The organism is Burkholderia sp. APQ4-4ca (assembly GCF_057837105.1).
Window position 1 is genome coordinate 162,881 of the sequence record NZ_JBYQCG010000232.1, and the last position, 17,792, is coordinate 180,672.

Annotated in this window: 16 protein-coding genes; 11 read left to right on the top strand and 5 right to left on the bottom strand. The window is 67.8% G+C overall.

The genetic code is table 11. From position 1 onward, the window contains the following. The first annotated feature begins 50 nt into the window (after positions 1-50). Together AC3IFE_RS28550 and AC3IFE_RS28555 are read left to right on the top strand one after the other, a co-directional pair. Positions 51-572 (top strand): phospholipase D-like domain-containing protein, encoded by a 522-nt coding sequence (locus tag AC3IFE_RS28550; RefSeq protein WP_489193459.1) that lies wholly within the window; start codon positions 51-53, stop codon positions 570-572. 126 nt (positions 573-698) lie between these two features. Continuing rightward, positions 699-1,346: a phosphoribosyltransferase gene (locus tag AC3IFE_RS28555; protein WP_301739474.1), complete on the top strand. Its 648-nt coding sequence runs from the start codon at positions 699-701 to the stop codon at positions 1,344-1,346. A gap of 7 nt (positions 1,347-1,353) precedes the next feature. Here the strand turns inward: AC3IFE_RS28555 and AC3IFE_RS28560 are convergent, their stop codons facing one another. Then, entirely contained in the window at positions 1,354-2,571 is a 1,218-nt protein-coding gene (locus AC3IFE_RS28560) for a polyhydroxyalkanoate depolymerase (protein ID WP_489193461.1), read from the bottom strand. A gap of 161 nt (positions 2,572-2,732) precedes the next feature. Between AC3IFE_RS28560 and AC3IFE_RS28565 the strand changes: the two genes are divergently transcribed. Further along, positions 2,733-3,362, top strand: a complete 630-nt coding sequence (locus AC3IFE_RS28565; protein WP_489193463.1) for a glutathione S-transferase family protein — start codon at positions 2,733-2,735, stop codon at positions 3,360-3,362. A gap of 159 nt (positions 3,363-3,521) precedes the next feature. Further along, entirely contained in the window at positions 3,522-3,728 is a 207-nt protein-coding gene (locus AC3IFE_RS28570; RefSeq protein ID WP_089467120.1) for a hypothetical protein, read from the top strand. Positions 3,729-3,835: 107 nt separating this feature from the next. Here the strand turns inward: AC3IFE_RS28570 and proP are convergent, their stop codons facing one another. Further along, positions 3,836-5,326, bottom strand: a complete 1,491-nt coding sequence (gene proP, locus AC3IFE_RS28575; RefSeq protein ID WP_489193466.1) for a glycine betaine/L-proline transporter ProP — start codon at positions 5,324-5,326, stop codon at positions 3,836-3,838. A gap of 537 nt (positions 5,327-5,863) precedes the next feature. Between proP and AC3IFE_RS28580 the strand changes: the two genes are divergently transcribed. After that, positions 5,864-6,196: a YnfA family protein gene (locus tag AC3IFE_RS28580; protein ID WP_089467922.1), complete on the top strand. Its 333-nt coding sequence runs from the start codon at positions 5,864-5,866 to the stop codon at positions 6,194-6,196. A 27-nt stretch (positions 6,197-6,223) separates the two neighbouring features. On the opposite strand, the gene dnaQ is transcribed toward AC3IFE_RS28580, so the two are convergent. The 3 genes from dnaQ to AC3IFE_RS28595 are packed head-to-tail and all read right to left on the bottom strand — an operon-like array spanning position 6,224 to position 8,251. Continuing rightward, entirely contained in the window at positions 6,224-6,958 is a 735-nt protein-coding gene (gene dnaQ / locus AC3IFE_RS28585) for a DNA polymerase III subunit epsilon (protein WP_089467122.1), read from the bottom strand. Positions 6,959-6,998: 40 nt separating this feature from the next. After that, on the bottom strand, positions 6,999-7,442 hold the full coding sequence (gene rnhA / locus AC3IFE_RS28590; protein WP_301739436.1) for a ribonuclease HI: 444 nt from the start codon (positions 7,440-7,442) through the stop codon (positions 6,999-7,001). Beyond that, positions 7,439-8,251 (bottom strand): class I SAM-dependent methyltransferase, encoded by an 813-nt coding sequence (locus AC3IFE_RS28595; protein ID WP_301739435.1) that lies wholly within the window; start codon positions 8,249-8,251, stop codon positions 7,439-7,441. Before AC3IFE_RS28595 ends, rnhA begins: the two co-directional genes overlap by 4 nt. Positions 8,252-8,269: 18 nt before the next feature. Between AC3IFE_RS28595 and gloB the strand changes: the two genes are divergently transcribed. From gloB to carB, 6 genes are all read left to right on the top strand, one after another. Then, positions 8,270-9,091: a hydroxyacylglutathione hydrolase gene (gene gloB / locus AC3IFE_RS28600; protein WP_489193469.1), complete on the top strand. Its 822-nt coding sequence runs from the start codon at positions 8,270-8,272 to the stop codon at positions 9,089-9,091. A 151-nt stretch (positions 9,092-9,242) separates the two neighbouring features. Beyond that, on the top strand, positions 9,243-10,826 hold the full coding sequence (locus tag AC3IFE_RS28605) for a transglycosylase SLT domain-containing protein (protein WP_089467126.1): 1,584 nt from the start codon (positions 9,243-9,245) through the stop codon (positions 10,824-10,826). A gap of 88 nt (positions 10,827-10,914) precedes the next feature. Further along, the gene (locus AC3IFE_RS28610; RefSeq protein WP_489193472.1) at positions 10,915-12,204 is read left to right on the top strand and encodes an MFS transporter; all 1,290 of its coding nucleotides are present in this window, start codon (positions 10,915-10,917) and stop codon (positions 12,202-12,204) included. A gap of 364 nt (positions 12,205-12,568) precedes the next feature. Then, positions 12,569-13,714 carry a glutamine-hydrolyzing carbamoyl-phosphate synthase small subunit gene (gene carA / locus AC3IFE_RS28615; RefSeq protein ID WP_089467128.1) on the top strand — a complete coding sequence of 382 codons (1,146 nt, stop codon included), beginning with the start codon at positions 12,569-12,571 and terminating at the stop codon, positions 13,712-13,714. A 37-nt stretch (positions 13,715-13,751) separates the two neighbouring features. Continuing rightward, on the top strand, positions 13,752-14,411 hold the full coding sequence (gene leuE, locus AC3IFE_RS28620; protein ID WP_301739431.1) for a leucine efflux protein LeuE: 660 nt from the start codon (positions 13,752-13,754) through the stop codon (positions 14,409-14,411). Between the two features lie 49 nt (positions 14,412-14,460). Next, positions 14,461-17,715, top strand: coding sequence for a carbamoyl-phosphate synthase large subunit (carB, locus tag AC3IFE_RS28625; protein WP_489193475.1), 3,255 nt, complete (start codon positions 14,461-14,463; stop codon positions 17,713-17,715). Positions 17,716-17,792 lie beyond the last annotated feature (77 nt).

A 17,792-nucleotide genomic window follows, 5' to 3' on the forward strand; every position in this document is an offset into this window, starting at 1 on the left:
GCGCAGCAGCGTCGAAGCCGCCTCTTGTCACGCGAAATGGCGTCGCTACAATGGCGCCCGCCATGAGACCAGCCGCCTTCCTTTTCGCCGCGTTTTTCTGCGCGACGATCGCCCACGCCAGCCAGATTCCGTCCGATGCCGCATCGGTCGGCACGTACTTTTCGTATGACAACGCGGCGGTCGACGCGACCGTCGATCTGATCGAACAGGCGCAGCGCCGCGTGCTGCTGGCCGGCTATACGCAAGTGCCGCCGGCGGTCGCGAACGCGCTGAGGGCGGCCCGTGCGCGCGGGATCGAGGTGCGCGTCGTGCTCGTGCGTTCGCCGCGTGCGGGCCGGACCAGCGGCGCCGGCTATCTGAAATCCGCCGGTGTCGACGTCGCGATCGATTCGCGGCACGGCGGCCCCGCGTCGCGCTTCATGATCGTCGACGACAGCGTCGCGCTGACGACGCTGTCCGACGGCGCGGCCGAGCACGCCGACACGGTGAACGTGTTCCGGCGCGCGCCCGAACTCGCGCAGTCCTATGCGCAGTCGTTCTGGCGGCTGTATCGGGAGGCCGCCGGCCTCTGACCCTTTCCCGCGGCGCGTCGCGCGCCGGTATGACCCTGCTTGCATCGGCGCGACCGATGAACCATGCTCGTTGACATGGCGCCGGCGCGGCTCGCGCGCACCCGGCGCAACGGCAGGGAGCCGATCGTGACCGAAAGCAGTTTTGGCGATCGCGCGGATGCCGGCCGCCAGTTGGCCGACGCGTTGCGCGAATACGCGGGGCGAACCGATGTCGTCGTGCTCGCGCTGCCGCGCGGTGGCGTGCCCGTCGCGTATCCGGTCGCGTGCGCGCTGCGCGCGCCGCTCGACGTGCTGGTCGTGCGCAAGCTCGGCGTGCCGTTCGACCCCGAGCTCGCGATGGGCGCGATCGCGACGGGCGGCGCGATTCATCTGCAGCGTTCGGTGATCCGCGCGATGGGCGTATCGGATGCGCAACTCGCCGACGTGATCGCGCGCGAGACCGCCGAACTGCAGCGCCGCGAGGCGCTGTACCGCGGCGCGGCGCCGCCGCTGGCGGTGGACGGACGCATCGCGATCGTCGTCGACGACGGTGTCGCGACCGGCGCGTCGATGCGCGTCGCGCTGCAGGCGCTGCGCGAGCGCCATCCGGCGCGCCTCGTCGCGGCGGCGCCGGTCGCGCCGGCGGGTGCGGCGCATGCGTTCGACGGCCTAGCCGATGCATTCGTCGCGGTGTCGCAGCCGGCGCGGTTGTTCGGAATCAGCCAGTTCTACGCGCGCTTCGAGCAGACGAGCGACGACGAGGTGCGCGCGCTGCTCGACGCGGCGCGCGCCTGATCCGTCGTCACGTCCGACGGTTCCGGTGCGGGCGCGGTCGGCCGGCTTCCGCCTGCGCGAATACGCGCTGCATCGCCGGATGGACGTTGCCGTGCCAGCGTGGCCCCGTAAACAGCCCGTAGTGATCGCAATCGTCGACGTCGACGCGATGGCGCGCATCGGCCGGGAGGCCGCTGCACAGGTCGAGCGCCGCATGCGTCTGGCCGGCGCCCGTGACCGCGTCGCGGGCGCCTTCGACGGTCAGCAGCGCGACGTCGCGCAGCGCGGCCGGTTCGACGCGCCGGCCGCGCACGTGCCACGCGCCGGTCGCGAGCAACATGCGCTGGAACACGACGTCGACCGTGTCGAGAAAATAGTCGGCCGGCATGTCGAGCAGCGCGGTGTATTCACGCAGCGCCCGCCGTGCATCGGCGAGCCCGGCCATGTCGAAGCGGGAAGCGGCCAGCGCATAGGTCTCGATCAGCGTCAGGAAGCGTTGCGGATACAGGAGGGCGATCTCGCCCTGCTGTAGATAGGTCGGGAACACATGGCGGCCGTGTCCCGCGAAGCCGGGCGGCACGACGTCGATCAGATGGCGCCGGCACCAGTCGAGCGAATGGGCGGCCGCGGCGACGCCGAGCGCGCTCGGGTTCAGCCGCGCATCGAGCGGGCCGCCGATCAGCGTGATGCTCGCGGGCGGCGCGAGGCCGCGCGCCGCCCGCAACGCCAGGGCGCCGAGCGCCGGCACGGTCGCCTGGCACACGGCGACGACGTGCAGCGGCCGATCGTCGTGCTGGAGGGTGCCGACGAAGCCGTCGAGCATCGCGACGTATTCGTCGAGTCCGAAACGGCCGGCCGCGAGCGGCACGTCGCGCGCATTGCGCCAGTCGGTCACGCAGACGTCGCCGTCGGCGAGCAGCGTTTCGGCGGTTTCCCGCATCATCACGGCCGCGTGCCCGACGAGCGGCGCGCATAGCAGCACCATGCGGCGCGCGTCGGCGCGCGCGAAGCGCCGCAAGTCGCAAAACGGCGTGTGCGCGACGACCTGCTCGCCGACGTCGGGCCACGCGAGGTCGAAGCCCGGCGGCGCGGCCTGCGGGCCGAGCAGCGGTTCGAACAGGTCGTCGTAGCACGACGACGCGGCATGCGGCAGCGACGCGGCCGGCCATGCGTCGAACGCATATCGCGTCGCCGCGCGCCACGCGCGCATCCATTCCCGCTGCTGCTCGACGACGGCGTACCACATGGCGGACCCTGGGGCTGAAGGAGCGTGAACCTGCATTATGGTCGCAGGGGGCGGGCAGTGCGAGCCCGATGCGCGGCTGGCTGATGCGGGTCAAGCGCTAGGCGCTGCCGCGCGACGCTGCTACAGTCGTCGGCCCCATCCTCGTAAGCGGAGCGTTCGCGATGAAGCTGATCGGCATGCTGGATTCCCCGTTCGTGCGCCGCGTCGCCATTTCGGCGAAGCTGCTCGACCTGCCGTTCGAACACGAGTCGATCTCGGTATTTCGTCATATCGACCAGTTCAGGCGGGTCAATCCCGTCGTCAAGGCGCCGACGCTCGTGACCGACGGCGGCGCGACGCTGCTCGATTCGTCGCTGATCGTCGACTATCTCGACCACCTGGCCGCGCCGGAGCGGCGCCTGCTGCCCGACGCCGTCGAGGCCCGGCTGCGCGCGCTGGTGCCGATCGGCTTCGCGCTGGCCGCGGCTGAGAAAACCGTGCAGGTCGTCTACGAGCAGGCGTTGCGGCCATCGGACAAGCAGCACGAACCGTGGATCGAACGCGTGCTGAGCCAGCTCGAAGGTGCATACGGCGCGCTGGAACCGCTGGTCGCGGCCGCCAACGGCTGGTTCGGCGGCGCGCGACTGCTGCAGTCGGACGTGACGGTCGCGGTGGCGTGGCGCTTCACGCAGTTCATGGCGGCCAATTACCCGGTGCTCGCGCGGATCGATCCGGCCCGTTATCCGGCGCTCGCCGCGCATTCCGCGCGGGCGGAAGCGCTGCCGGCCTTCGTCGACACACCGCTCGCCTAGCTTGTGAAGCGGCCCGCCGGGCTGTCGCACGCCGCTCGCCGTTGTCCGGCAAGCCGCCGCCGATTGTTCTCGGCCGCTGACAAGTGACTTCGCATTCGCGCTGTTTATCCGGCGGCGACCGATCCCTAGAATCCACTCCATCAAATCACGCATTGCCAGATGGAGCCGACGATGAAAGCCCTGATTGAATCGAGCCTGTACCACCCGTCCGTCGTGTTGGCGCTTGCCGGGCTCACGCAGCTGATGGTCGAGCGCGATTTCAATCTCGGCCAGGTCGGGATGATCGTCGCCGCGCGTGGTGCGCAGGCAGCCGTGTCGCGGTCGCGCGCGCTGATCTTCTGCCGTCACTGCGAGGCGCACGCATGAACGCGCACGCCGACTGAATGAAAAAAGCCCGGCCCGCGCAAGCCGGTCGGGCGGATCGGGTTCGATCGGGCCCCGGCTTCGGCCGGGGCTTTTTCATTGGGCGACGCTCACGCGCGTGCGGGAGTCGCGACGCCGTAGATTTCCGATTCGTCGTCCTCGTCGCGCAACTGGCGCGCGAGCTGGTGCGCTTCGCGGCGCGTCGCGACGGCCGGCGGCGAGCCCTTCAGCGGCTGGCGCGCGGTTTCGGCGAGCGCGACGACCGACACGATGCCGATCAGCGCGGCGCCCATCATGTAGTACGCGGGCATCATCAGGTTGTGCGTCACGTCGACGAGCCACGCGGTCACCAGCGGCGTCGTGCCGCCGAACAGCGACACCGACACGTTGAAGCCGATCGCGAGCGCGCCGTAACGGATCTCGGTCGGGAACAGCGCGGGCAGCGCCGACGGCATCACGCCGGTGAAGCACGACAGCAGCACGCCGAGGATCAGCAGGCCGCCGAACACCGATGCCGTGGTGCCCGTGTGGATCAGCATCAGCGACGGGATCGACAGCACCAGCAGGCCCACGCAGCCGGCGAGCATCACCGGCTTGCGGCCGACCTTGTCCGACAGGCGGCCGGCGTACAGCGTCATCGGCATCATCAGCACCATCACGAGCAGCACCAGCACGAGGCTGTGCGATTCGTCGAAGTGCAGCGTCGACGACATGAAGCTCGGCAGGTACGACAGCACCATGTAGTCGGTCACGTTGAAGATCAGCACGAGGCCGACGCACAGCAGCAGCGCACGCCAGTTACGCATCAGCGTTTCGCGGAAGCGCGTCTTCGGCACGGCCTTGTCCTGCGCTTCGCGCGCTTCGGCCTGGCGCTTGAACGCGGGCGTTTCCTCGAGCTTCATCCGGATGTAGAGACCGATCAGGCCGAGCGGCCCGGCGATCAGGAACGGCACGCGCCAGCCCCACGACAGTAGCGCCTCCTGCGACAGCGACGCGGTGAGCAGCGCGACGACGCCCGCGCCCAGCACATAGCCGATCAGCGTGCCGAACTCGAGGAAGCTGCCCATGAAGCCGCGGCGCTTGTCGGTCGAGAACTCGGCGATGAAGGTGGCGGCGCCGCCGTATTCGCCGCCGGTCGAGAAGCCCTGCACGAGGCGGGCGACGAGCAGCAGGATCGGGGCCATGATGCCGATCGACGCGTAGCTCGGGATCAGGCCGATCGCGAAGGTGCCGACGGCCATCATGATCATGGTGGCGGCGAGCACGCGCTGGCGGCCGATGCGGTCACCGAGCGGGCCGAACACCATGCCGCCGAGCGGGCGCACGAGGAACGCGGCCGCGAACGTGCCGAAGGTGGCGAGCAACTGCGCGGACGGGCTGCTGGACGGGAAGAACACCTTGCCGAGCGTGACGGCGATATAGCTGTAGACGCCGAAGTCGAACCATTCCATCGCATTGCCGATGGCCATCGCGCTGACGGCGCGCTTGAGCAGGCTCTGGTCGACGACGGTGATGTCGTCCGCGGCGAGCGGGGCTTCGCCGGACGACGAAGCGAGGGAAGAGACAGCGGTCGGGCTGACGTGTGTTGCGGTCAAGGTCATGCACTCCTTTGACAGCGCCGGAACGGGCGGGCCGTCCGACACGGTTTGCCGGCGAGCGCGGTGTCGTGTGCTGCGCGTCGGGGCAGGCCTTTAAGCACTTACTGCGCGCAGGGCAGCAAAGGGCCAAGGGGCTGCTTCGACGCGGGCCCGATGGGCCGTCGCGACAGTGCGCTCATGAAGAATGGGCCGCGTGATGCAAGCGGCGGATGCCGGTGCGGACGATGGGTCCGGCGTTCCGGCAACGCCCCGGGGGGCAACGAAACGAGAAAAGCGGGCCTGTCGGGCGGGCTTTCCTGTGGATGCAATTTCGATCGAGGCACCGGCCCGCAACGCGCGGACGGACTTCTCTCAAAATCGAAAAGACAGAGATTGAATGTTGAAACAGGCGACATGATAGCACGATGACGGACGATCGTGCAAATTGCCCGGAGTCGCCCGTCTGGCGGGGCATCCGCCGCGGCCCGCTCCGGTATGATCGGCGGCGCGCGGCGCGGCCGTGCCGGCCGCCGCCGCGGGGCTGAATTCGCGAGGAACCGGATGACCGAACTGATGAGGATCGCGGCGCTGTTCGCCGCTACCGCGCTGGCCGAAATCGTCGGCTGCTACCTGCCGTGGCTCGTGCTGAAGGCGGGGCGACCGGCCTGGCTGCTGGTGCCGGCAGCGCTGTCGCTCGGGCTGTTCGCTTGGCTGCTGACGCTGCACCCGAGCGCGGCGGGGCGCACGTATGCCGCGTACGGCGGCATGTACATCGCGGTGGCGCTGATCTGGCTGCGGGTGGTCGACGGCGTCGCGCTGAGCCGCTGGGACATGGCGGGCGCGATGCTCGCGCTCGGCGGGATGGCCGTCATCGCGCTGCAGCCGCGCGCATAGGCGCGGCCGCGGCGCGGGCCGCGTGCGTCAGGCTGCTTCGGCGGTATCCGTGTCGGCGGACTGGCGCCACACGCAGGTGCCCTTGACCGACTTGTCGAGCTCGTCGAGCTGAGCCTGGTGCGCGGCAAGCTCGTCGTCGCTCGCGATCACCACGGCGAGGTCGAGCGCGGCGAGCGACACCCGCTGGCCATTCGCCGCGCCGCCGCCGACGCCCGCGTCGTCGAGCATGTCGATCACGAGGCTGTCCTGGCCGCGCGTCATCGCGAGATACACCTCGGCGAGCAGCTCCGAGTCGAGCAGTGCGCCGTGCAGCGTGCGGTGCGCGTTGCTGATGCCGAAACGGTCGCAGAGCGCATCGAGCGAATTGCGCTTGCCCGGGAACATCTGCTTGGCCTGCACCAGCGTGTCGATCACGCCGCCGCAATGCTCGGTGAACGGCGGCAGGCCGAGCCGCGCGAATTCGGCGTCGAGAAAGCCCAGGTCGAACGGCGCGTTGTGGATGATCAGCTCGGCGTCCTTCACGAAGTCGAGGATCTGGTGGGCGACTTCCGCGAATTTCGGCTTGTCGCTCAGGAATTCGGTCGTGAGGCCGTGCACCGCCAGTGCGCCCGGATCGCTGTCGCGTTCGGGGTTCACGTAGAAGTGCAGGTTGTTGCCGGTGAGCCGCCGGTTCAGCAGCTCGACGCAGCCGATTTCGATGAGACGGTCGCCCGTGCGGGCGTTCAGGCCGGTGGTTTCGGTATCGAGAATGATCTGGCGCATGTCGGGAAAAGCAAGAAAAACGGGGGAGGGCGGCCGGTGTTCAGGCGGCCAGCGATTCGACGCCGCGGTTCGCGAGCGCGTCCGCGCGCTCGTTTTCGGGATGGCCTGCATGGCCCTTGACCCACCGCCATTCGATCTCGTGCTGCACGACGAGCGCGTCGAGCCGCTTCCACAGGTCGGCGTTCTTCACCGGCGCCTTCGCCGCGGTGACCCAGCCTTTCTTCTTCCATCCGTGGATCCACTCGCTGATGCCTTTCTGCACGTATTGCGAGTCGGTATGCACGATCACGCGGCACGGCCGCTTCAGCGCTTCGAGCGCGGCGATCACCCCCATCAGCTCCATGCGGTTGTTGGTCGTGTTCGGCTCGCCGCCGAACAGTTCCTTTTCTTGATTGCCGTAGCGCAGCAGCGCGCCCCAGCCGCCGGGGCCGGGGTTGCCCTTGCAGGCGCCGTCGGTATAGATGTCGATGGTGTCGGTTGTCATGAACGTTCTTGGTGAGTGGTCGGGGAGGCCGCCGGCGTCAGGCCCGGTGCGAGCACGGGCTTCTTCATCTTGATCGGGCCGACGAGGCGCATGCCGCGCACGCGCTTGACGGCCGTCACCATGTAGACGGCGCCGAAAATCGGCCACCAGCGGTCGCCGGCGGCCTCCATGAAGCCGTAGCGGGCCAGCCACTGGTCGGTGGCGAGCGGCGGCCGGTAGCAGCCGAAGCGGCCGCGTTCGAGGTCGAAACCGAGCAGCTTGATCCAGTCCTTGAGCCGGATGAACGCGATCTGGTCGCGCGTGGCCGGCACGAACGGGCGGTTCGCCATGCGCCCGAACGACTGCCGCATGCCCCACAGGCTCAGCGAGTTGAAGCCGGTGATCACGAGCTGGCCTTCCGGCATCAGCACGCGCTCGGCCTCGCGCAGCAGGCGGTGCGGGTCGGACGTGAATTCGAGCGTGTGCGGCATCACGATGAGGTCGACGCTCTGCGATTCGAACGGCAGGTCGAGCAGGTCGCACCAGGTCGTGCTGCGATCGGCGGGCGCGTGGCCCGCCGCGTGCGCTTCGCGTGCCCACGGATACTGATACGGCGCGCTCGCGCCGCTCGCCGGGTCGAGCACGAGGCCGCGATACGGCATGCGGTTCTCGCGCAGCGCGTCGAGCTGCGGCAGGCCGAGCTGCAGCGCGTGGAATCCGAAGACGTCGGACACGATCCGGTCGAGCTGCGCCTGTTCCCAGCCCAGCACGTAACGGCCGGGCGGCGAGTCGGTCCAGGCGGGCCAGTCTATAATTTGACGGTCAGACATAACGATGATTGCGCGCCCATGAACGAGCTGGAATACGTGCCGGTTCCGGCATTCGAAGACAACTATATCTGGCTCGTCTCGGACGGCCGCGATGCGATCGCCGTCGATCCGGGTGAAGCCGCGCCCGTACGCCGGGTTCTTGCCGAACGAGGCTGGCGGTTGACCGCTATTTTACTCACGCACCACCACGCCGACCACGTCGGCGGTGTCGAGGCGCTGCGTAATAGCCAACCGGACGATGCGCCGCTGCCCGTTTACGGCCCCGCGGCCGAAGCGATCGACGTGGTCACGCGACCGCTTGCGGGCGGCGATCGCGTGACGCTCGACGCGCCGGCCGTCGCGTTCGACGTGCTCGACGTGCCGGGCCATACGCGCGGCCACATTGCTTACTTTCAGGCGGCCAGCGAACGCGCGGCCGGGCAGGGCAACGCGGCGCCGCACGTGTTCTGCGGCGACACGCTGTTCTCGTGCGGCTGCGGACGCCTGTTCGAGGGCACGCCCGCGCAGATGCTCGCGTCGCTCGACGCGCTCGCGGCGCTGCCGGACGACACGCGCGTGCATTGCGCGCACGAATACACGCTGTCGAACATCCGCTTCGCGCTCGCGTGCGAGCCGGGCAATGCGGCGCTCGCCGCGTGGCGCGACGACGCGCAGGCGCTGCGTGCGCGCGGCGTGCCGACGCTGCCCACGACGATCGCGCACGAGCGTGCCGTCAACCCGTTCATGCGGGCCGACAGCGCGGCGATCCACGCGACGCTCGCGGCCGAGCTGCACGAAACGGTGACGGATCGTCTGGCCGCGTTCACGCTGATGCGCGAATGGAAAAACCGGTTCCGATGACGTTTTCCGGAGGATTCCGAAGCTCAAGCGGTGTCTGTAAAAATTGCTCCAAATGTAGGATTTCGCTGAGTTTTCGGTGTTTTTATTGACGTGAAGCACGCACTTCCGTAGTATCGCCTGCAATTTCCAGCCGTCGGAAGCAGAGATTTTCATGCGACTTATATTGAGTGCGATGGTGGTGCTGCTACTCGCCGCTTGTGCGAGCCAGCCCCCTGTCGCCAACAACGCCGCCGATTCGCAGGCGGCGTCCAACTACCTCCGTAAATCAGCCACCGCCAAAGAAACCGTCGACGTCGACAAGCAGTCCGTCGGCGACCTGACCACCGCGGACTCCGATCTCTGGGCGCGCATCCGCCGCGGCTTCCAGATGCCCGACCTGCAGAGCGATCTGGTCGACATGCAGACGACCTGGTACACGCAGCGGCCCGATTACGTGCAGCGCATGACCGAGCGCTCGCAGAAGTATCTGTACCACATCGTCGAAGAACTCGAGGCGCGTCACATGCCGACCGAGCTCGCGCTGCTGCCGTTCATCGAGTCCGCGTACAACCCGCAGGCGCTGTCGGTCGCGAAGGCGGCCGGCATGTGGCAGTTCATGCCCGGCACCGGCCGCACCTATAACCTGAAGCGCAACATGTGGCAGGACGAGCGCCGCGACGTGCTCGCGTCGACGAGCGCCGCGCTCGACTACCTGTCCCGCCTGCACGACATGTTCGGCGACTGGTATCTGGCGCTGGCCGCGTACAACTGGGGCGAGGGCAACGTGCAGCGCGCGATCGCGCGCAACCAGGCGGCCGGCCTGCCGACCGACTACCAGAGCCTGCGGATGCCGAACGAGACGCGCAACTACGTGCCGAAGCTGCAGGCGGTGAAGAACATCATCGCGAGCCCGCAGCAGTATGGCCTGACGCTGCCGGATATTCCGAACCACCCGTATTTCGTGACGGTCACGACGTCGCGCGACATCGACGTGGCGGTGGCCGCGAAGCTCGCGAACCTGCCGCTCGACGAATTCCGCTCGCTGAACCCGTCGTTCTCGAAGCCCGTGATCCTCGGCGCGACCGAGCCGCAGATCCTGCTGCCGTTCGACAACGCGTCCGCGTTCGAGAAGGGCCTGAAGTCGTATAGCGGCCAGCTGTCGTCCTGGACCACCTATACGGTCAGCGAGCGGGCACGCCCGGCTGCGATCGCCGAGAAGATCGGCGTCGACGCCGATACGCTGATGTCGGTCAACAAGATTCCGGCCGGCATGCGCCTGAAACCGGGCTCGACGATCGTCGTGCCGCGCGGCAATGACGACGACGAGGACATCAGCGCGGACGTCGCCGAAAACGGCGCGCTCGCGATGGAGCCGGACGTTCCCGATACGCGCAAGATGCTGATCCGCGTGCGTCGCAAGCAGTCGATGGCGGCGCTCGCCGGCCGCTACGGCGTGTCGGTCGGCCAGTTGAAGGCATGGAACCGGACGCACCGCGATCTCGTGATGCCGGGCCAGGCGCTCGTGCTGCACGTGCCGGTCGGCCGTTCGGTGCCGGCGGAACCCGGTCCGGAGCGGATCGCGACGTCGGCCGCCGGTGCGCACATCGAGCGCGCGAGCCTGGCGGTGGGCGGCAAGTCGCATGGCGGCAAGCGCGGCACCGTCAAGTCGTCGGTGAAGTCGGCGAAGTCGGCGAAGGCCGCTCCCGCGAAAGCCGCGCCGGCCAAGACCGTCGCGCACAAGGGCAAGAAGAAGTAAGCGCGGCCGTCGCGCGCGGCGCAGCGGCCGGGGAGGCTTGCACGATTGCGCTACCATCCGACGAATTCGACGAAACGCCGTCACCGAGGTGACGGCGTTTTCGTTTGTGCGCGGCGGCGCTGCGTCGCGCGTCTTCATCCAACAAGGAGAGGCGATGTCGTCGATGCAGGTGAGGGCGCTTGCGCTGTTTTCGGTCGGGTATTTCGTGTCGTACGTGTTTCGCGGCGTCAATCTGGGCTTCGCGCCGTTCGTCACGCACGAGCTCGGGCTGTCGGCTGCCGATCTCGGCCTGCTCACCAGCCTCTATTTCCTCGGCTTCGCGGGCGCGCAGATTCCGGCCGGCGTGATGCTCGACCACTTCGGCCCGCGCCGCGTGACGGCCGGCATGCTGCTGTTCGCGGCCGCCGGCGCGGCCGTGTTCGGCGCGGCGCACGGCATCGGCACGATGATGGTCGGCCGGCTGCTGATCGGCGTCGGCGTATCGGTGTGTCTCGGTGCGGCGTTCAAGGCGCTCGCGCAGCATTTCCCGGTTGGCCGGCTGCCGCTCGTGAACGGTTTGGTGATGGCCGTGGGCGGCCTCGGCGGCGTGATGGTCGGCTCGCCGCTGACCTGGCTGCTCGGCTGGGCGAGCTGGCGCGTGATCTGTTTCGGCCTCGCGGTGCTGACGGTAGTCGTCGCGGCCTCGATCGGCTTCGGGGCGCCCGACGCGCAACAGGCGCGCCATCAGGGCGGCCTCGTCAGCCAGTTCAAGGGCACGTGGCACATCCTGACGAGCCGCGCGTTCTGGAAGATCGCGTCGTTTTCCGTCGTCACGCAGGGCGTGTTCTACGCGATGCAGTCGTTGTGGGTGGGGCCGTATCTGCGCGATGTCGGCGGGTTCGACGCGCCGCATGCCGCACGCCTCGTGTCGGTGCTCGGTTTCGCGATGATGGCCGGTTGCGTCGGCTTCGGCGCGGCGGCGCGCGTGCTCGAGCGGCGCGGTGTATCGGTCTACGCGACTTGCGGCATCGGCATGGCGCTGTTCGTCGCGACGCAACTCGCGATCGTCGCGCGCGTGCCGTTGCCGCCGGCCGTGCTGTGGGCCGCGTACGGGATGTTCGGCGGCGTGGGCATCCTGACCTACGCGGTAATGGCCGGCCATTTTCCCGCCCATCTGATCGGCCGCGCGAACACGACGCTCACGCTCGTGATCTTCCTGCTGATCTTCGCGTTCCAGATCGGCGTCGGCGCGGTGCTGTCGCACTGGCCGGCGGTCGACGGCCGTTATCCGGCCGCCGCGCATTTCACCGCGTGGGGCGTGCTGCTCGTGCTGCAACTGGCGAGCGCGGTCTGGTACGTGTGGCCCGCGCGCGGCGGCGGCGCTGGCCAAGCGCACTGATCCGGCGGTACGCTGGTGGGCAGGCGGCCGCGAAAACGGGGCCGCGGCACGGCGCGCTGCGCCGCCGAACGCGGTGCGCGCACGATCGGACGGCCATATCCATTGAAGATAGGGCCATTTTCAGGCTATAATTTGAAAGTTTGTGCTGATCAACCTCGCACCCTAGCGCCTACCTCATTCATCCCGTTCATCCGCCGCACGCCGCCTGCCGGGCGATGCCGCGAAGCCTCGTGCGCCACGCGCCGGGTTCGCGTCTCGACAACGCAGGCCGCGTCCAGCTAGCGACCGCGCGCGCCCACGCAGCGCGGCGCTTGCGCGGCAGGGTAAACAGGTCGGCAGCAGGGTGTTCCCCAAGGAGCCTCCCGTGTTGCCGTCTTTTTCTCCCGCCTTGCTTGCACTCGCCGACGGCACGGTCTTTCGTGGTTATTCGATCGGGGCCGAAGGCCATACGATCGGCGAAGTCGTGTTCAATACCGCGATCACCGGCTATCAGGAAATCCTGACTGATCCGAGCTACTCGCGCCAGATCGTCACGCTCACCTATCCGCATATCGGCAACGTCGGCGTCAACGCCGAAGACGTCGAAGCCACGAAAGTCCATGCCGCCGGCCTGATCATCCGCGATCTGCCGACGCTCGCATCGAACTTCCGCATGGACCGCACGCTCGGCGACTACCTGCGCGACGAAGGCGTCGTCGCGATCGCCGGCATCGACACCCGCAAGCTGACCCGCATCCTGCGCGACAAGGGCGCGCAGAGTGGCTGCATCCTGACGGGCTCCGACGACGAAGCGAAGGCGATCGAGCTCGCGCGCTCGTTCGAGGGCCTCGCCGGCATGGATCTCGCGAAGGTCGTGTCGACCACCAAGCCGTACGAGTGGAAGCAGACGGAATGGCGTCTCGAAGGCGGCTACGGCATGCAGGAAGCGCCGAAGTACCGCGTCGTCGCGTACGACTTCGGCGTCAAGTACAACATCCTGCGCATGCTCGCGGAGCGCGGCTGCCACGTGACGGTGCTGCCCGCCCAGGCGAGCGCGGCCGATGCGCTCGCGCTGAATCCGGACGGCGTCTTCCTGTCGAACGGCCCCGGCGACCCGGAGCCGTGCGATTACGCGATCGCGGCCACGAAGGAATTCATCGAGCGCGGCGTGCCGACCTTCGGCATCTGCCTCGGCCACCAGATCATGGGCCTCGCGGTCGGCGCGAAGACGCTGAAGATGAAGACGGGCCACCACGGCGCGAACCATCCGGTGAAGGATCTCGGCGACGGCCGTGTCGTGATCACGTCGCAGAACCACGGCTTCGCGGTCGACGCCGACTCGCTGCCGGCCAATGCGCGCGTGACGCACGTGTCGCTGTTCGACGGCACGCTGCAGGGCTTCGAGCTGACCGACAAGCCGGCGTTCTGCTTCCAGGGCCACCCGGAAGCGTCGCCCGGCCCGCACGACATCGGCTACCTGTTCGACCGTTTCACCGCGCTGATGGACGCGGCGAAGCAGCGCACCGCTTAACGTCATCGACGCAACCGAAGGACGGGAGATTCACATCATGTTCGGCCACGCACTCGGCATCACGGATATCTGGACCTACGTGTTCGGCGTGATCTTCATCATCCTGCTGCCGGGGCCGAATTCGATGTACGTGCTGTCGCTCGCCGCGCAGCGCGGCGTGAAGGCCGGGTATCGCGCGGCCTGCGGCGTGTTCGTCGGCGATACGGTGCTGATGGTGCTGTCGGCCGCGGGCGTCGCGTCGCTGCTGAAGGCGAACCCGCTGCTGTTCTCCGTCGTCAAGTACGGCGGCGCCGCCTACCTGCTGTACATCGGCACCGGGATGCTGCGTAGCGCGTGGAGCAAGCTGCGCGCGCGCGGCGAAGCGCCGGTCGAGGCCCGGCAGGCGGTCGACGGCGAGCGTCCGTTCCGGAAAGCGCTGATCGTGAGCCTGCTGAATCCGAAGGCCATCCTGTTCTTCATCTCGTTCTTCATCCAGTTCGTCGACCCGGCATTCCCGCATCCCGCGCTGTCGTTCGCCGTGCTCGGGGCGATCGCGCAATGCGCGAGCTTCCTGTACCTGAGCACGCTGATCTTCGCGGGCGCGCGGCTCGCCGAGCACTTCCGCCGCCGCCGCAAGCTCGCGGCAGGCGCGGCGAGCAGCGTGGGCGGCCTGTTCATCGGTTTCTCGGTGAAGCTGGCGCTCGCGACCATGAGCTGAGCGCCGCCGGCCGACCCACGACAACGATTACTTATTGAATTCACAAGCCATGCCAAAACGCACAGACATCAAGAGCATCCTCATCATCGGCGCCGGCCCGATCATCATCGGCCAGGCGTGCGAGTTCGACTATTCGGGCGCGCAGGCTTGCAAGGCGTTGCGTGAGGAGGGCTACAAGGTCGTTCTCGTCAACAGCAACCCGGCGACGATCATGACCGACCCGAACACGGCCGACGTGACCTACATCGAGCCGATCACGTGGGAAGTCGTCGCGCGCATCATCGAGAAGGAGCGCCCGGACGCGATCCTGCCGACGATGGGCGGCCAGACCGCGCTGAACTGCGCGCTCGACCTGCATCACCACGGCGTGCTCGAGAAGTTCGGCGTCGAGCTGATCGGCGCATCGCCGGAAGCGATCGACAAGGCCGAAGACCGCCAGAAGTTCAAGGAAGCGATGACCAAGATCGGTCTCGGTTCCGCGAAGTCGGGCATCGCGCACTCGATGGAAGAGGCGACCAAGGTGCACGCGCAGATCATGGCGGAGACGGGCGGCAGCGGCTACCCGATCGTGATCCGTCCGTCGTTCACGCTCGGCGGCTCGGGCGGCGGCATCGCGTACAACCGCGAAGAGTTCGAGGAAATCTGCAAGCGCGGTCTCGACCTGTCGCCCACGCGCGAGCTGCTGATCGAAGAGTCGCTGCTCGGCTGGAAGGAATACGAGATGGAAGTCGTGCGCGACCGCGCCGACAACTGCATCATCGTCTGCTCGATCGAAAACCTCGACCCGATGGGCGTGCACACCGGCGACTCGATCACGGTCGCGCCCGCGCAGACGCTCACCGACAAGGAATACCAGATCCTGCGTAACGCGTCGCTCGCGGTGCTGCGCGAGATCGGCGTCGACACCGGCGGCTCCAACGTGCAGTTCTCGATCAACCCGAAGGACGGCCGCATGGTCGTCATCGAGATGAACCCGCGCGTGTCGCGTTCGTCGGCGCTCGCGTCGAAGGCCACCGGCTTCCCGATCGCGAAGGTCGCCGCGAAGCTGGCGGTCGGCTACACGCTTGACGAGCTGAGGAACGAAATCACCGGCGGCCAGACGCCGGCGTCGTTCGAGCCGACGATCGACTACGTCGTCACGAAGATCCCGCGTTTCGCGTTCGAGAAGTTCCGCGAAGCCGATTCGCGCCTGACCACGCAGATGAAGTCGGTCGGCGAAGTGATGGCGATCGGCCGCACGTTCCAGGAATCGTTCCAGAAGGCGCTGCGCGGCCTCGAAGTCGGGGTCGACGGTCTCGACGAGAAGTCGACCAACCGCGACGAGATCGCGATCGAGATCCACGAGCCGGGCCCGGACCGCATCTGGTACGTCGGCGATGCGTTCCGCATCGGCATGACGGCCGAGGAAATCTTCGCGGAAACCGCGATCGACCCGTGGTTCCTCGAGCAGATCGAGCAGATCATCCTGAAGGAAAAGGCGCTCGCGGGCCGCACGCTCGCGTCGCTCACGTTCGACGAACTGCGCTACCTGAAGCAGAGCGGCTTCTCCGACCGCCGTCTCGCGAAGCTGCTCGGCGCGACGCCGGAAGACGTCCGCAAGCGTCGCGTCGAGCTGAACGTGCGCCCGGTCTACAAGCGCGTGGACACGTGCGCGGCCGAGTTCGCGACGAAAACGGCGTACATGTACTCGACCTACGAGGAAGAGTGCGAGGCGCAGCCGACCACGAACAAGAAGATCATGGTGCTGGGCGGCGGCCCGAACCGGATCGGCCAGGGTATCGAGTTCGACTACTGCTGCGTGCACGCGGCGCTCGCGATGCGCGAGGACGGCTATGAAACGATCATGGTCAACTGCAACCCGGAAACGGTGTCGACCGACTACGACACGTCCGACCGCCTGTACTTCGAGCCGCTGACGCTCGAGGACGTGCTCGAGATCGTCGACAAGGAAAAGCCGGTGGGCGTGATCGTCCAGTACGGCGGCCAGACGCCGCTGAAGCTCGCGCTCGACCTCGAGGCGCACGGCGTGCCGATCGTCGGCACGTCGCCGGACATGATCGACGCGGCCGAAGACCGCGAACGCTTCCAGAAGCTGCTGCAGGATCTCGGCCTGCGCCAGCCGCCGAACCGCACCGCGCGCGCCGAAGACGAAGCGCTCGCGCTGGCCGACGAAATCGGCTATCCGCTGGTCGTGCGTCCGTCGTACGTGCTCGGCGGCCGCGCGATGGAAATCGTCCACGAGCCGCGCGACCTCGAGCGCTACATGCGCGAGGCCGTGAAGGTGTCGAACGATTCGCCGGTGCTGCTCGACCGCTTCCTGAACGACGCGATCGAGTGCGACGTCGACTGCATCTGCGACGGCGAAGCCGTGTTCATCGGCGGCGTGATGGAGCACATCGAGCAGGCGGGCGTCCACTCGGGCGACTCGGCATGCTCGCTGCCGCCGTACTCGCTGTCGAAGGAAACCGTGGCCGAGCTGAAGCGCCAGACGGGCGCGATGGCGAAGGCGCTGAACGTGGTCGGCCTGATGAACGTGCAGTTCGCGATCCAGCAGGTGCCGCAGGCGGACGGTTCGAAGCAGGACGTCATCTACGTGCTCGAAGTGAACCCGCGCGCGTCGCGCACGGTGCCGTACGTGTCGAAGGCGACCAGCCTGCCGCTCGCGAAGATCGCGGCGCGCGCGATGGTCGGCCAGAAGCTCGCGCAGCAGGGCGTGACCAAGGAAGTCGAGCCGCCGTACTTCAGCGTGAAGGAAGCGGTGTTCCCGTTCGTCAAGTTCCCGACCGTCGATCCGGTCCTCGGGCCTGAAATGCGTTCGACCGGCGAAGTGATGGGCGTCGGCCAGACGTTCGGCGAAGCGCTGTTCAAGTCGCAACTCGCGGCCGGTTCGCGCCTGCCGGAGTCGGGCACGGTGCTGCTGACCGTGATGGACGCGGACAAGCCGAAGGCCGTCGAAGTCGCGCGCATGCTGCACGACCTCGGCTACCCGATCGTCGCGACCAAGGGCACGGCTGCCGCGATCGAGGCGGCCGGCGTGCCGGTGAGGGTCGTGAACAAGGTGAAGGACGGCCGTCCGCACATCGTCGACATGATCAAGAACGGCGAGATCGCCCTCGTGTTCACGACGGTCGACGAGACGCGCCAGGCGATCGCCGATTCGCGTTCGATCCGCATGAGCGCGCAGGCGCACAAGGTCACGTACTACACGACGATGTCGGGCGCGCGCGCGGCCGTCGAAGGCTTGCGCTACCTGAAGGATCTGGAAGTCTATGATTTACAAGGTCTTCACGCTCGCCTAAACTAAGCAGTCAGTTACCTGTCGAAGCAACACGTGCCGCGATTAGGCGGTGTTTCCAGTGCATCGGAAGCGCGCTTAATCGC